Below are 14,635 nucleotides of genomic sequence, written 5' to 3' on the forward strand. Positions count from 1 at the left end.
ATATAGTTGGGTGGAATAACTAACGACTAAAAAAGGAAAAAGCATGTTACATTTCTATCAATATTGGGAGGGTGATAATGACAGTATGGCTTAGTGCAGGCATCATGTTTACCCTACTTTCTGTGGCTTACATTTTGTTCAAATGGGGCAACATGAAAGTGGTTGGTGTAACGCCAGTTAGAACCTTCACCTTTGTTGCTATTCTCTTTACCTCGGGTTTAGATGTGGGGCTTATCATGTTCCCGCTTACCGAATTTGCAGGTTATGCTGACATAAGCGCAAGTCCTGAATATGCATTCACTAATCCCCTTGCTATTGAGTTTGGGTTTTGGGGCTTCTTCATTTGGGCGTTTTACTTTTTTACTTGCTTTTATTTCTGCGTAATCGAGCCAAAGGTTAAATTCTTCGAGATCCCGGTTGTTAAGCTAATAAACAACGTTGTGATCATTGGAACTTGTGCCTTTACCGCATTCTTACTTCTGTCGAATCTGCCTTGGTATTTACCCAGCATAGGCGATGGGGAATCTGTAGTACCCGCGTTTTATCTCATTGTTTTTGCGGCTATTGCATTTGCTGTTTATTCAAGTACCAACATTAAGTATGTGCGTATTTTAAGTCTAACAACCACTTGGGTGTTTATAGCGTTAATTGTAGGCATGTGGGCTAGTGCGTTTATATTTGGTGAAAGCCAAATTGCTGCTTATCTTACAAACCTTGGATTGATTGGCGGTTACTTCGCTAATATTGATCATTTCGTACTTCCTATGAACGAGTACCACGAGTTCTATCTATTTTGGTGGTTCAGCTGGAGTATTATGATAGGTCAATTTACCTCGCGCTTTGTAGGCGGCCTCAAAACATATCAGGTGCTGCTAGCAATGATGGTGATCCCTTCTATTCCAATTGCGGCTTGGTTCTCAGTGCTTTATCACTATCACAGCGCGGGCATTCCAACCGAAGGGCTCACAAATTTAGCGATGGTATTTGTTGGTGTTGTTTTTGTTATCAATTCTCTTGATTCACTGATAAGGCTGTATACCGACAACCTCAACATATCGGTGGCACGCATTGGTAAGAGAAACTATATCGCCCTCAACATTGTTGCGCTGTCGGCGCTAACTCTGCTGTTTAAACTCGACTTCCTTCAAATTCAGTGGGTAGGCGCCTTGGTGATAGCCGTTTTCTTTAGCTGCTTTGCGTTCATTTTAAGTCAAAAATTCAAGTCAGTGACGGCCATTAAAACCTCACCCAAAGAAAACAAAATCGACTTCACAAAAATAGAAAGTGCCAATTAACTAAATCTATAGCAACTAAATCTATAGCGTTTAAGTCGCTTTTCATTCGCACCTAAATGAACTTGCTTCGCATTGGCTCAGCTTTGAGCCGATGTGGGCAGGTTGCGCCCTAAACTTATGAATATACGTGAATATATTCAAAAGAACACACTAGGGGAAAGTGCACAAAGAAGAGCGAGCCATACACAAATCATAGAAAGAAAAACAGAGAGAAAAATAGGTAGTAATCATGAGTAAATCACACATTTTTTGCACTTCAACAACCTTGATAACCGCTATTATTTCTGCATTGATATGCTCGGCAACAGCACATGCAGATTGGAGCGCGAACATATCTGCCGTGTCAGACTATACCTTTAACGGTGTTAGCCAAACTCAAAACGACCCTGCACTTCAAGGCGGTGTGGATAAAGCCTTCAGCGATGGTTTTTATGCTGGGACCTGGGCATCAAATGTCGATTTTGGTGGCGACACTAACCTTGAGTGGGACTTTTATGTGGGCAGATATCAAACTATTACCGAAGAGGTAAGCATAGACTACGGTATTGCCTATTATTCTTATCACGGTGGTGATGATTCTAGTGCGGGTAACTACCCAGAGCTTTATACCAAATTTGGTTATGCCAGCGACTATGGAAACTCAGAGCTTAATTTTTGGTACACGTGGGACTACTTTGGTACCGGTGCAAAACACGCTATTGCAATGGTAGCGCATACCTTTGAACTTGCGCCAAATCACAATATACGTGCAAGCTTCGACGTCTCAAACTCATTAGACAGTGATAAGTGGTTGTGGCAAGGCAATGACACTTCGTTTTATCATTATCGTGTAGCGTATCAAACCAGCTATAAAGGGTTTGATTTTGAAATTGCAGCTGAAAATACAAATTTAGATTTTGACACCGCAGACGAGCGTATTGTATTTGGTATTGCCAGAACGTTTAGCTTCTAAATTGTCGCACTGTATCATTAATATGAGCGTGTAATACGAGCGTATAATATGAGCGTGGTATGCGCGATGCAGCCTTGTATCGCGCAGCCTCGTATGTGAAGAGAAACTAGTGCACAGTCTTTTTCTAGTGCTCAGTCTTGTTAAGAAAACGCCAGCCTAATCAACTGTGCAACAAGTAGTAAGCCCATTAGCGGCCAAATCCACTTGGCCCATTTTGCCGCGTCTTCGTTACTAATACGCATTTTCGAGCGCTCTAGCAGCGGCACAACGATTACCAGTGCACCAAACAGCACTGCGAGTAAAATAAGCACTTCCATCAACGCATCCCTATAGCATATTTGAGTACTTCTTTCTTAATAGGCCCAGCATGCTCGGCTACAGAAAGAAGCTGATTTCTTATCCATTTAATGGGGGCTATATCGTTACTAAACAAGCTGTAAAACCCGTCCATTGCCGACATCATTAATAAATTGTCTTTTCTACGGGGTTTTTCAAAGTCATTTTTCAGCTGCCGGCGAAAAGCCATAGACGTTAAATCCGGCTTGCTAGCTGTTACCTCTAATAATGCCTGTACGTCGCGAAAACCAATATTTACACCCTGCCCCGCCAGAGGGTTAATAGTGTGAGCCGCATCACCTACTAATATACACTGCCCTCTCACATACTCGCTTGCATGCATGCGCGTTAGCGGGAACACTGCTTTATCGATTACGGAAAAGTCATTGTCATTTTTTGTCAGCTCTTCAGGAAAGGCAGCCAGAATTTCATTTTTCAGCTGTGTGTTACTTAGCCCTTTTAGTCGTTTGAGCTCTTCAGGTGAGTTGTACCACACCAATGATGCATACTCATCAAACATAGGTAGAAAAGCTTTTGGCCCTGTTGGCGTAAACTGCTGCCAAGTAATCGCTTCCGTTTGCTTAGTCATTTTTACCGTAATGCCCATGGCCTGCTGAGCATATTGCCAACCAGTTGTGCCAATACCTGCGGTTTTTCTCACCTGGGATTGCGCGCCGTCTGCCCCCACAAGCCATTTCGCCTCAATTTTTTTGTTTGACGACAAGGTCAGTGTTACAGAGCCCTCAGCGATAGTGTTGCAAGAGCCCTCAGCGATAGTGTTGCAAGAGCCCTCAGCAGTGTTTGTAAAAGCCTCCTCGGCGGTATTATTCGCCAACGTGATTTCTTTTACCTCATCGTTACTTATAACCGTAACATTTTCATGCAGTGCCAAAGCCTGATGACAGCCCAGTTGTAACAAGCGATTTTCAACAAAATATCCCAGTTGAGGAACATCAATACTTTTAGCGGTAAAGTCGGTTCTGTGTTTGGGGTCATCCCACACGCTAAGGCCCACGTAGGGCTTTACGCGCATCTTTTCTATAAAGTGCCAAGCACCGAGAGCTTTTAATAGTGTTACCGACGCTTCGCTAATGGCAGAAACACGAAGGTCTGGCCCATCGTTTTTAAAAAAATCTTTTGGAGCAAATGGCTCTATTACTACTACGCTATAGTGTTGCTGCGCTAGTCCTAACGCCAACGCTGCGCCCACCATACCGCCGCCATTAATGCAAAAGTGGTACATTGTTACTCCATGATTAAATGCATATTTCCTGTGACCAGAATATAAAATACCGGTGATTAACACAAATTAAGTAGAAATCATGGATTAGCCCAGCACTTGCGGCTTCAACATCGAGTCATTACTTAAATTTCTTTAATTCCTTAAATTAACCGGTAATCGTCTTATTACGCTGGGAATATAGGTGCATAACAGGTAAAATGTGCGGCTATTTTGAACATCTTCAACGTAACTGTGTTGTGTGGGTGGCATCGCGTTTTTATGCTCGCGACATTCATATACTCCACCAACCACTTACCAGAACTTAACAGGTTAACGAATAGTTGTTATGACTAAAAAGCTGTATATCAAAACCTGGGGCTGCCAAATGAACGAGTACGACTCGGAGAAAATGGCAGACTTACTAGACTCAACCCACGGCTTCACCGCGGCTGAAACTGCTGAAGACGCTGATGTTATTTTGCTGAACACGTGTTCTATTCGCGAAAAGGCTCAGGAAAAAGTATTTCATCAGCTAGGCCGATGGAAAAACCTGAAGCAAGACAAGCCAGAACTCATTATCGGCGTGGGTGGCTGTGTAGCATCTCAAGAGGGTGACACCATTCGTCAGCGTGCGCCATTTGTCGATTTAGTATTTGGCCCTCAAACTTTGCACCGCTTGCCTGAAATGATTAACGAACTGCAAGGTGGCGCCAAGTCGGTTATGGATATCAGTTTCCCTGAAATTGAGAAGTTCGACCGCTTGCCCGAGCCTCGCGCTGAAGGTCCTACCGCGTTTGTATCTATTATGGAAGGCTGCTCGAAGTACTGTACCTTCTGCGTAGTACCTTACACCCGCGGTGAAGAAGTAAGCCGCCCGGTAGATGATGTACTACTTGAAATTGCACAGCTTGCTGGTCAAGGCGTGCGTGAAGTAAATCTGCTTGGACAGAACGTGAATGCATATCGTGGCGATCACTACGACGGTACTGTTTGTCGTTTCTCAGAGTTACTAGAGTTGGTTGCAGCCATTGATGGTATAGACAGAATTCGTTACACCACGTCTCACCCTGTTGAATTTACCGACGATATTATTGATGCCTACGAGAGTATTCCAGAGCTTGTCGATCACCTCCATCTTCCGGTGCAAAGTGGTTCAGATCGTATACTCAACCTCATGAAGCGAGGCCATACAGCGCTAGAATACAAATCGAAGATGCGTAAGCTGAAAAAGATTCGCCCTAACATCAGTTTGTCGAGCGACTTTATCATTGGTTTCCCAGGCGAGACGGATGCTGATTTCGAAGCTACCATGGATTTGATCCAGGCCGTCGACTACGACCTAAGCTTCAGCTTTATTTACAGCGCGCGACCTGGTACGCCAGCGGCTGACGCCGTTGATGACGTTAGCGAAGAGACCAAAAAGCAACGTCTTCACCTTTTACAGCAACGCATTACACAGCAGGCGCTGCGTATTGCGCGCCACATGGTAGGCACTGAGCAACGTATTTTAGTAGAAGGCCCATCGAAGAAAAACCCAATGGAGCTTTCTGGTCGTACTGAAAACAACCGCGTTGTTAATTTCGAAGGCACGCCAGACATGATTGGCGAATTTGTTGATGTAAACATCGTTGACGTTTTCACTAACTCATTGCGCGGCGAAGTTGTTCGCAGAGAAAGTGAAATGGGCTTGCGTGTAGCCGTATCGCCCCAATCTATTATGGCAAAGCATCAGGCAGAAACCCCTAACGAGTTAGGTGTTGGCCAGTTCACGCCGGCCTAACGGTCCGTTAGGCCTAGGCAATTAATGAAAAGACTATTGAAATAAACGTTTTTAATATTGAAACATTCTTAAAAAGCGTAAAGCGAGGAAAGTAGAAGTTTGAGTACATTGGTAAGTAATGAATTTGAGTTAGAACCGGCAGATAGTAAGCGTTTGTCGAGTTTATGTGGCCCGTTTGATGACAATATCAAGCAAATTGAGCGCAGGTTGGGTGTTGAAATAACATACCGAAATAGCGCATTTAAGGTGCTTGGAGAGCCACAGCAAACCAATAGCGCTACCGAACTACTCAAGCTTCTTTACGTTGAAACCCAGCCTGTTAAAGGTCGTATTCCTGACCTAGATGCTGAGCAGGTTCACCTTGCAATTCAAGAAGCCCGCGTTATAGAAAAAGATGAAAACGGTGGCTACGGTAAAGAAGTTAACATTAAAACAAAACGTGGTGTTATTAAGCCGCGAAACCCAAACCAAGCGCAATATGTGGCTAACATTATAAACCACGATATTACCTTTGGTATTGGCCCAGCCGGAACAGGGAAAACGTACCTTGCTGTAGCTGCTGCGGTAGACGCCTTAGAACGACAAGAAATAAGACGCATTCTTCTCACTCGCCCAGCTGTTGAGGCTGGTGAAAAGCTAGGTTTTTTACCAGGTGATTTATCGCAAAAGGTAGACCCCTATCTGCGCCCGCTTTACGATGCACTGTTTGAAATGCTGGGCTTTGAAAAAGTCGAGAAGCTTATGGAGCGCGCGGTTATTGAGGTAGCTCCCCTAGCCTATATGCGTGGTAGAACGCTAAACGATGCTTTTATTATTTTAGATGAAAGCCAAAACACCACGGTAGAACAAATGAAAATGTTCTTAACCCGTATTGGCTTCAATTCGAAAGCGGTAATTACCGGCGATATTACACAGGTAGATTTACCACGCGGCGCTAAATCTGGCCTGCGCCACGCCATTGAAGTGTTAAGCGACGTAGACGATATCTCGTTTAATTTCTTCAATGCCGACGATGTGGTGCGTCACCCCGTAGTTGCGCGAATTGTTCGCGCTTATGAAGAGCACGACGCCGAGCAAGAGCGCATCCGCAAGCAAAAGAAAGAAGAAGCACTTCGCCTTCAACAAGCAGAAGCAGCTTCTGCCGCAAGTGGTGCTAATGACGTAAGCAGCGTAAACGCGAACACGAGCAACTCGTGACAGCAATTATCGACTACCAGAACGCGTATGAAGGCGAAAACAGCGACGAGGAGATAGCTAACGCTATCCCTCCGCTCGACAGCTTTAGTGTATGGGCTGATGCAGTTTTATCCTCAGAGAATCTTCACGACCAAGAAATTACTATTCGTTTAACCGACGAAATAGAAAGTCAGCAACTCAACAACGATTACCGCGGTAAAAATAAGCCTACTAACGTACTCTCTTTTCCTTTCGAGGCACCACCGGGAATTGAAATGAACTTACTCGGCGATTTGGTGATATGTGCGCCGGTAATTAGCCGAGAAGCCGAGGAGCAAAAAAAGCTCACGACGCATCATTATGCTCATATGACGATACACGGCATATTGCATTTACTTGGTTACGACCATATATCCGATGAAGAAGCGGACGAGATGGAAGGAAAAGAGATTGAAATTCTCTCCTCCTTAAATATTGCGAATCCTTACGAAGCTTGATTTTCAATGTTCTTGGTTTTAAAACGTTAGTTTACCCAAGAGTATGAAAATTCTGCGATTTATAATTTAAAACAATAAAGCATTGACGACGTGTAAGAAGCATTTTAACGTTGGTGTTGAATAAACAATAAAATGGATATTATGAGCGACGACAATCCCCACTCTACCAACGGCTCATCAGGCAAGAGTTGGTTAGATAAACTAAAAAATTCGATTTCTGGCGAGCCGAAAAATAGACAAGAATTGGTAGCAGTTATTACCGATGCTGAGCAAAATGAGATAATTGACCCACAAACCCGTGAAATGATTGAAGGGGTTATTGGGGTTAACGAAATGCGTGTAAGAGATATCATGATCCCTCGCGCTCAAATGTCCACCATCGATGTCGAACAAAAAGTGGAAGAGTTTCTTCCCATTATGCTCGAGTCCGCTCACTCTCGTTTTCCCGTGATCAGCGAAGATAAAGACCATATTGAAGGGATTTTACTCGCTAAAGATCTTCTTTCTTTTGCTTTCAATACCGAAAAACACTTCAACCTTCGCGACATACTGCGCCCTGCCGTTATTGTTCCTGAAAGCAAGCGTGTAGATGTACTGCTTAAAGAATTTAGGCAGCAGCGTTACCACATGGCTATTGTGGTAGACGAATACGGTGGCGTGTCTGGTCTTGTTACTATTGAAGATATCCTAGAAATTATCGTTGGTGAAATTGAAGACGAATTCGATATTGAAGAAGACGGCACCGACGATATTCGCCCGCTTAACAAGTCGACTTACTCGGTAAAAGCACTAACACCGGTTGACGATTTTAACGAATTTTTTGAAACCAGCTTTAGTGAAGAAGAAGCCGATACCATTGGCGGCATTGTGCTTAAAGCCTTTGGGCATATGCCTGAAACTGGTGAAGAAGTTACAATTAGCGATATTCACTTCAAAGTGACTAACTCTGATAAACGTCGCTTGATACAGCTAAAAATATCGGTGCCTTCTCTCGAGTAGCCGTAGCTAACCACCAGCTCGCTATCGAATAATTAAAATATGGAGCCAACGTGCCCTAGGCGCTTTGGCTAAAAACGCCATGCTAAAACGCTTTACTCCCTATTTGCTGCTTATTGCAAGCGGCCTCAGCTTAACGCTAGCCTTTGCGCCTTTTTCAATGTGGGCGCTTACTATTCCAGCGCTAGCTATTGCTATACGCCAGCTAATTAAACTTAAGCACAAGCCGTTTTTGGCAGGCTGGTTGTTTGGTATGGGCTGGTTTGGCGCAGGCGTTAGCTGGGTGCATGTGAGTATTGCCGATTTTGGCGGGCTTCCATTAATTGCATCAATTGGCTTAATGGCATTGCTGTGCGGCTATTTAGCGTTATATCCAGCCCTCGCTTTTAAACTTGCTGCTAAATACTTTAAGCCTCAGCTTTGGCCTTTAGCACTACCACTATTCTGGGTACTTGCCGAATGGCTGCGCAGTTGGATGTTATCTGGCTTTCCATGGCTTTCTTTGGGTTATAGCCAAATTAACGGTCCATTGGCAGGCTTTGCACCTATTATTGGTGAAACAGGGTTAACCGCGCTTCTTGTTATCAGTGCGGCCTCGCTAGCTATAATTAATAGCAAACGCACATTTTTATCTGCTTCGGCAATTACAGCAAGTCTTCTCATTTGTGGCGCGTTGCTGTATCAGCATACCTGGGTTAGCCCCTCAAAAACCTACTCTGTATCTATGGTGCAGGGGAACATTCCGCAAAGTCTTCGTTGGGTACCAGAACAAGACGCCGCGACCATGCAAACCTACCTGGAACTCACGGAAACAGTATGGAGTAGCGATTTAATTATTTGGCCAGAAGCTGCGGTGCCAAAGCTTGAGCCATTAGCACAACCTTACTTGTCGCAGTTAAACGAAAGAGCGTTTAATGAAAATACGGCGCTCATCACGGGTATTGTAAACTTCAATTGGGAAACCGATGAGGCATGGAACAACCTTATTGTTGTTGGCAAGAAAACCCCAGACGCGACTTACCCCAACTACCACTATTTTCATAATAACCGGTTTTCAAAACATCACTTATTGCCCGTTGGTGAGTTTGTGCCGTTTGAATCGCTATTGCGCCCCCTCGCTCCTATTTTCGATTTGCCAATGTCATCGTTCTCTCGGGGTGATTTTCAGCAACAAAACTTAGAGGCGAACGGAATAAAGTTGGCACCGGCTATTTGCTTTGAAATTGCATTTCCAAGACAAGTTACAGCAAACGTTAATGGTGACACCGATATGATAATTACCGTGAGTAACGACGCCTGGTTTGGCAAATCTCACGGCCCTGCTCAGCATCTTCAAATAGCACAAATGCGAGCCTTAGAATTAGGCCGCCCGGTGCTGCGGGCGACTAATAATGGTATTACTGCGTTTATTGATCACAAAGGGCGTATTGATGCCAGGCTTCCACAATTTGAATCTGCAAATATCAGCGCCCCTGTTATAGCGACCAAAGGCTTTACGCCCTACTACCACCTGCAAGATTACGGCGTGTGGCTATTTGTATTAGTGCTCTTTATCTGTGCTTGGCGTTTGAAAAAAGCGGCTGACTAATAAACCAGTTCGGTTTGGTGGCTACTTTATTGACTCAATAAAAGCGCGGATTTCCTCTCGCTCAGTTAAGGCGAATAGCAAAACCAAGTCGCCTTCATTTACCTCTTTCAACGCCGTCTGCGTGCCAGCTAAGGGACTACTTGCCCGTTGTATCTGAGAAGCTTGTACACCGCTTGCGAGTAAATGATGCTCAACAATGTCCGATATTTCGCCCGGCTCGCGGCCTCTTAAATACTTCTCTAGTTCGGTGAGAATGTAAGTATTAGGTTGCAAGGTAACGATGGCATCGGCGACACGTTTGATATCCTCGTTAGACCTGTCACCAGCATGGCCAAACAACACTTTTATTTCGCCATAATCATTTTTTTGCTTTAAACCTGAGGCCATTTTTATCACAGCCTGCATGCTATGAGGATTATGGGCAAAATCCACAATAATGGTAGCGCCTTTGCGCTTGTATATATTGGTTCTACCGGGGTTATCCGACGCATTGCTTTCGAAATCAAATAAGCCCTGAGTTATTGCCTTACTGCTTATTCCCATCGATTTACACAGCCCTACCACGCCAAGGGCGTTTTCGAGGTTGTGCAAAGCCGTGCCGTTTACGGTCATGGGTATACGATCAATTTGAGCAATCGCGTGTGATATTTTGCCGTCGAAATAAATGATCTGATTGTCTTTCGCATAAACACATGGGCAACCCGCAGCTAATGCCTCTACTATTTGCTGATTGTCTGCATACTTGCTGAACCAACAAACAGAACTAGGGTTTGCGTTGCTATGTACAAACTTTACCAAGCGCGAGTCGTCGGCATTTAGCACCAGGGTGTCGCCTTGATGAATGGCTTTACTCACCATGAGCTTTACGTGCGCAATGTCATCTACCGTATTAATACCGTACTGACCTAAATGGTCGCTGGCAACGTTGGTTACTAGCGCAGCATTGGCATGATAAACCGGTAGCCCCCTGCGCAATAGGCCACCTCGAGCTACTTCTAAGAACGCTATTTCAGTGCGGTTGTCTCTCAATAGCATTCTCGCGCCACCGGGCCCCGAATAGTCTCCCTCGTCTATAATATCATCGCCTACCTTTATAAAATCGGTAGAGGTAACGCCCGAATTAAGGTTTGCGGCCTTGGCAATTTGAGCAGCCAATCTAACACTTGTCGATTTGCCGTTGGTGCCGGTGATGAGCGCCAAAGGAATTTCACTGAACTGTTGCCAATTAATTGTTGAGGGAGCCGGAATAGCGTCTATGGGCCAAGTTTGCGCACTTACGCCAGCGCCTAGGCTAACCTCATCATCATCTACCAAGCAGCGTACTTTGTTATTTTCAGCCGCTTGAACAAAAGCAATAAGAGCGGGGTTCCTTTCTTCTATAATAGCGGTTCGCAGTTCATCTATCCTGCTAGCAAAATTGGCAAGAGGCAAAGTATCTGACTGAACGGCATAAAGCTTACTAAAATCGAGAACACAGCATTCCCATGCGAGTTCAAGTATGTCACAAGCACTGTATAAGAGGTCGATGGGAGCGCTCATCGATAAACTCGCTCCCCCGTCGTAATAACGAACAAAAGTTTTTTCATGCCATTCAAGCTGATGTTGAATGGCCTGAAGGTGACCTTGTAAACAGTCTATTACCTCTTGGCCGCTAATCCCCTCTATCAACACATCGATGATAGCGCCAGTATGATTAGATAAAAGATTCGGCCCCGTCAGCCGCCGTACCTCATCTAAATCCAGTCGAATTACGTTCTGCTGCTGGTCCATTTAGTCTGACTCTTCATCGCGGTCTACAACAATGTGCACGCCACGTTCGTCGTTTACTATGTGCTGGCCTTCCTGCAACTCAAACTTGTTTTCAATAACTTCGAATAGCTTTTCAGGATAGTCCTGTGATGGAGTTAAATTGTTTTGCGATTCCGGCGTATCTGCCACACCGTCGTCATTAAAGTGCACTATTTGCTTCCAGCAACGGGTGATATTGTCGCCTAGAATCATGAGTAAGTCGCCAGCGTGGCAAGACGATAAAGCCGCATCAATACTTTCTTCCTCGCTAGGAATAACGAGAATGTCTTTTTCATCCACGCCTTCTTCCATAAGGGTTTTCTTCAGCAACTGTGGCACTTCATCGTAACCGCGCCCGCGTCTATCGTCATCGGCTTTGCAAACAAAAGTGTCGAAGGTAGAAGCTACAGATTTAGCCGATTCAATAATATCCTCATCGCGGCGATCGCCAGGCATAGCAATAACCAAACGGCGTTTGCCCTTAACGTCTAATCGAGCCGCCAAGTCTGAAATAGTCTTAATGGCTGCTGGGTTGTGTGCATAATCAAGAATAACTTTAAACGGGTGTTCGTCGAATATGTTCAATCTGCCTGGCGCTTGGTAGAAGGACGTATTAAATATGCGTAGGCCCTGTCTGATATTCTCTAAGCTAGTATCGAAACTGTACGCTATTGCGGTAGCAAACATGGCGTTTTGAACGTTGTGTAGAGCTTTGCCCTCAATGGTAGCCGGTACTAAGTGTGTCCAAAGTAAGGGAATATGCGCGCCTTTATCGTAAATAGTGATCATGTCGCCATTAATGCCTTTCTCAAGCACTACAGCCATGCCACCACGTCGAATATGTTCACGCACTAAGCCGTGGCCTGGGTCCATGGTAACGTAACAAATTTGTTTGGCACTACAAAACTCAGCCATTTGCAGACAATGGATGTCGTCGGCGTTAAGCACAACACAGTCTTGCGCTACTTCTACCACAACCCGCTTTATTTGGGCGAGTTGCTCTAGCGTATTAATTCCACGCTGCCCTAAATGGTCTGCAGTGATATTTAAACATGCACCTACATTACAGGTTTGATAACCAAGGCCACGCTTAACTATGCCGCCACGCGCGGTCTCCATAATCGCAAAGTCGACGCTTGGGTCGCGCAATACAATTTGTGCTGACGTGGGGCCGGTCATGTCACCTTTAACAGTAAGGTGTCCGTCGATATAAACACCATCGGTTGACGTCATACCGGTTGTATGACCCGCGGCTTTCATAATGCTGGCCAGCATACGGGAAGTGGTGGTTTTACCATTTGTACCGGTAATTGCCGCTACCGGAATACGAGAGTCTTTGCCGGTTGGGAATAGCATGTCCATCACCTTGCCCGCCACATCACGAGGCTGACCTTCACTGGGTGCCACGTGCATGCGAAAACCAGGTGCAGCATTACATTCACAAATACCGCCGCCAATTTCTTTATAGGAACGGCTAATATCTTCAGTTAAGAAGTCTACGCCGCCAATATCAAGACCAATGGCTCTTATGGCGCGTATTGCCATATCTCGGTTATCTGGGTGCACAATATCGGTAACGTCAATGGCGGTTCCGCCCGTTGACAAGTTAGCTGTTGAGCGCAAAAAGAAGGTTTCTCCCTCTGGAAGCACGGTATCTTCGGTATATTCTGCTTCTTCCAGTAACCGCATTGCTTGGTTATCTAGCTCTAGTCGAGTAAGCACTTTTTCGTGCCCTACTCCACGGCGAGGGTCGAGGTTTACGATGTCGACCAACTCTGAAATAGAATGCTTGCCATCGCCCACTACGTGTCCGGGCACGCGCTTGGCAACAGCGACTAATTCGTTGTTCACCACCAGCATGCGGTGATCGTAACCCGTTAGATAACTCTCTACTAACACAGCGCGACTTGTGCCGTGTTGCTGCGCTTCACTAAACGCCACCTGCACTTCCTCGTCGGAGGTTAGGTTAATACTCACTCCACGACCGTGATTGGCGTTTAATGGTTTTAAAACGACGGGAAAACCAATGCGCCTTGCGGCTTTTATTGCCTGTCGCTCGCTATAAACCATTAACTGTTGAGGTACAGGTAAGCCTAAATCATTAAGAAGGTTGTGGGTGTCTTCCTTATCGCAGGAAATCTCAACAGCGATATGCTTAGTTTCACTGGTGATAGTGGCCTGAATACGCTGCTGATGCTTGCCGTGGCCAAACTGGACTAAACTGTAGTTATTCAGGCGAAGCCATGGAATATCCCGGCTCTCTGCAGCTGCGACCAAAGAAGCGGTACTTGGACCAAACTCCTTGCGCTGCGCCATTTTGATGAAGGCCGTTAATTCATCGTTAAAGTCGAAATCGTCTTCTATTTCTGCATTTATTGCCTTTTGAACTTCGCTTGGCATTAGGTGCTTTAACAGTTTTAACCCTAGTGCTCCGGCTTCTATCCCCACATCGCGCTGATGGTATTGATAGACAACATAGTAACAGCCTTCATTTTCTAAACTGCGGGTACGACCAAAAGACACTGCGGAACCGGCTAAGTTTTGAAGCTCTATAGCAACATGTTCCCAGATATGGCCAATCCAAGTTCCTTCGTCTTCATTGAGACGACGCAGGAAGCCTCCTTTTTCGCCATAAGAGCAGCCGTGCTCTTGCAAACTAGGTATTGCAGCTACTAGCCCATCAATAAACTCTCGACCAAGTTTTACCGACGGCCACTTTTCTAACTCACCAATATCTATTTGATAACAAATAACCGGGAAATTAGCGTAAACATTAGGACCAACATACACATTTTGACTTAAAATTTTCATTACACCAACCTTCCCTTTTTCAATTCCCATACTATGTAACAACACTACAGAATAAATGGGGTCAGATCCTGAGGGATCCCCACGAATTTAATTCCATGTGCTTCCGGCCCATGCACTGTCTACTATGGAGCTGTACCATTTGAGTGCAGCTTTCCACTGTCGCATGGTAAACCTTATTCGGCAAGCAATAGCTC

Annotated in this window: 11 protein-coding genes; 7 read left to right on the top strand and 4 right to left on the bottom strand. The window is 45.1% G+C overall.

Annotation, left to right across the window (positions count from 1 at the left end; all coding sequences use genetic code 11):
- The first annotated feature begins 77 nt into the window (after positions 1 to 77).
- On the top strand, positions 78 to 1,295 hold the full coding sequence (locus tag GTW09_RS02920; protein ID WP_163109881.1) for a BCCT family transporter: 1,218 nt from the start codon (positions 78 to 80) through the stop codon (positions 1,293 to 1,295).
- Between the two features lie 229 nt (positions 1,296 to 1,524).
- Entirely contained in the window at positions 1,525 to 2,247 is a 723-nt protein-coding gene (locus GTW09_RS02925) for a TorF family putative porin (RefSeq protein ID WP_163109883.1), read from the top strand.
- Positions 2,248 to 2,387: 140 nt separating this feature from the next.
- On the opposite strand, the gene GTW09_RS17435 is transcribed toward GTW09_RS02925, so the two are convergent.
- A complete protein-coding gene (locus tag GTW09_RS17435; RefSeq protein ID WP_198033598.1) occupies positions 2,388 to 2,564 on the bottom strand; it encodes a hypothetical protein in 177 nt (58 codons plus the stop codon).
- Positions 2,564 to 3,826, bottom strand: coding sequence for an FAD-dependent monooxygenase (locus GTW09_RS02930; RefSeq protein WP_163109885.1), 1,263 nt, complete (start codon positions 3,824 to 3,826; stop codon positions 2,564 to 2,566). Before GTW09_RS02930 ends, GTW09_RS17435 begins: the two co-directional genes overlap by 1 nt.
- 325 nt (positions 3,827 to 4,151) lie before the next feature.
- Between GTW09_RS02930 and miaB the strand changes: the two genes are divergently transcribed.
- The 5 genes from miaB (at position 4,152) to lnt (ending at position 9,842) form a co-directional block, all read left to right on the top strand.
- Positions 4,152 to 5,585 (top strand): tRNA (N6-isopentenyl adenosine(37)-C2)-methylthiotransferase MiaB, encoded by a 1,434-nt coding sequence (miaB, locus tag GTW09_RS02935; protein ID WP_163109887.1) that lies wholly within the window; start codon positions 4,152 to 4,154, stop codon positions 5,583 to 5,585.
- A 99-nt stretch (positions 5,586 to 5,684) separates the two neighbouring features.
- Positions 5,685 to 6,782, top strand: a complete 1,098-nt coding sequence (locus GTW09_RS02940; RefSeq protein ID WP_071979341.1) for a PhoH family protein — start codon at positions 5,685 to 5,687, stop codon at positions 6,780 to 6,782.
- The gene (gene ybeY, locus GTW09_RS02945) at positions 6,779 to 7,258 is read left to right on the top strand and encodes an rRNA maturation RNase YbeY (protein WP_163109889.1); all 480 of its coding nucleotides are present in this window, start codon (positions 6,779 to 6,781) and stop codon (positions 7,256 to 7,258) included. The genes GTW09_RS02940 and ybeY overlap by 4 nt, the downstream gene beginning before the upstream one ends.
- Before the next feature lie 141 nt (positions 7,259 to 7,399).
- The gene (gene corC, locus GTW09_RS02950) at positions 7,400 to 8,257 is read left to right on the top strand and encodes a CNNM family magnesium/cobalt transport protein CorC (RefSeq protein ID WP_071981207.1); all 858 of its coding nucleotides are present in this window, start codon (positions 7,400 to 7,402) and stop codon (positions 8,255 to 8,257) included.
- A 79-nt stretch (positions 8,258 to 8,336) separates the two neighbouring features.
- Positions 8,337 to 9,842, top strand: a complete 1,506-nt coding sequence (gene lnt / locus GTW09_RS02955) for an apolipoprotein N-acyltransferase (protein ID WP_163109985.1) — start codon at positions 8,337 to 8,339, stop codon at positions 9,840 to 9,842.
- Positions 9,843 to 9,863: 21 nt separating this feature from the next.
- Here lnt and GTW09_RS02960 read toward each other — a convergent pair whose 3' ends face one another.
- Together GTW09_RS02960 and cphA are read right to left on the bottom strand one after the other, a co-directional pair.
- The gene (locus GTW09_RS02960; RefSeq protein WP_203565585.1) at positions 9,864 to 11,612 is read right to left on the bottom strand and encodes a Mur ligase family protein; all 1,749 of its coding nucleotides are present in this window, start codon (positions 11,610 to 11,612) and stop codon (positions 9,864 to 9,866) included.
- A complete protein-coding gene (gene cphA, locus GTW09_RS02965) occupies positions 11,613 to 14,441 on the bottom strand; it encodes a cyanophycin synthetase (protein ID WP_163109891.1) in 2,829 nt (942 codons plus the stop codon). It abuts the gene before it with no gap.
- Positions 14,442 to 14,635: the final 194 nt, after the last annotated feature.

The sequence above is a fragment of the Alteromonas hispanica genome (assembly GCF_010500915.1).
Classification (GTDB): Bacteria; Pseudomonadota; Gammaproteobacteria; order Enterobacterales; family Alteromonadaceae; genus Alteromonas; species Alteromonas hispanica.

Excerpts from the sequence above, each read along its gene's own strand:
- GTW09_RS02920 (WP_163109881.1), top strand. The coding sequence starts at position 78 with ATGACAGTATGGCTTAGTGCAGGCATCATGTTTACCCTACTTTCTGTG.
- GTW09_RS02925 (WP_163109883.1), top strand. The coding sequence starts at position 1,525 with ATGAGTAAATCACACATTTTTTGCACTTCAACAACCTTGATAACCGCT.
- GTW09_RS17435 (WP_198033598.1), bottom strand. The coding sequence starts at position 2,564 with ATGGAAGTGCTTATTTTACTCGCAGTGCTGTTTGGTGCACTGGTAATC.
- GTW09_RS02930 (WP_163109885.1), bottom strand. The coding sequence starts at position 3,826 with ATGTACCACTTTTGCATTAATGGCGGCGGTATGGTGGGCGCAGCGTTG.
- miaB (WP_163109887.1), top strand. The coding sequence starts at position 4,152 with ATGACTAAAAAGCTGTATATCAAAACCTGGGGCTGCCAAATGAACGAG.
- corC (WP_071981207.1), top strand. The coding sequence starts at position 7,400 with ATGAGCGACGACAATCCCCACTCTACCAACGGCTCATCAGGCAAGAGT.
- lnt (WP_163109985.1), top strand. The coding sequence starts at position 8,337 with ATGCTAAAACGCTTTACTCCCTATTTGCTGCTTATTGCAAGCGGCCTC.
- GTW09_RS02960 (WP_203565585.1), bottom strand. The coding sequence starts at position 11,612 with ATGGACCAGCAGCAGAACGTAATTCGACTGGATTTAGATGAGGTACGG.
- cphA (WP_163109891.1), bottom strand. The coding sequence starts at position 14,441 with ATGAAAATTTTAAGTCAAAATGTGTATGTTGGTCCTAATGTTTACGCT.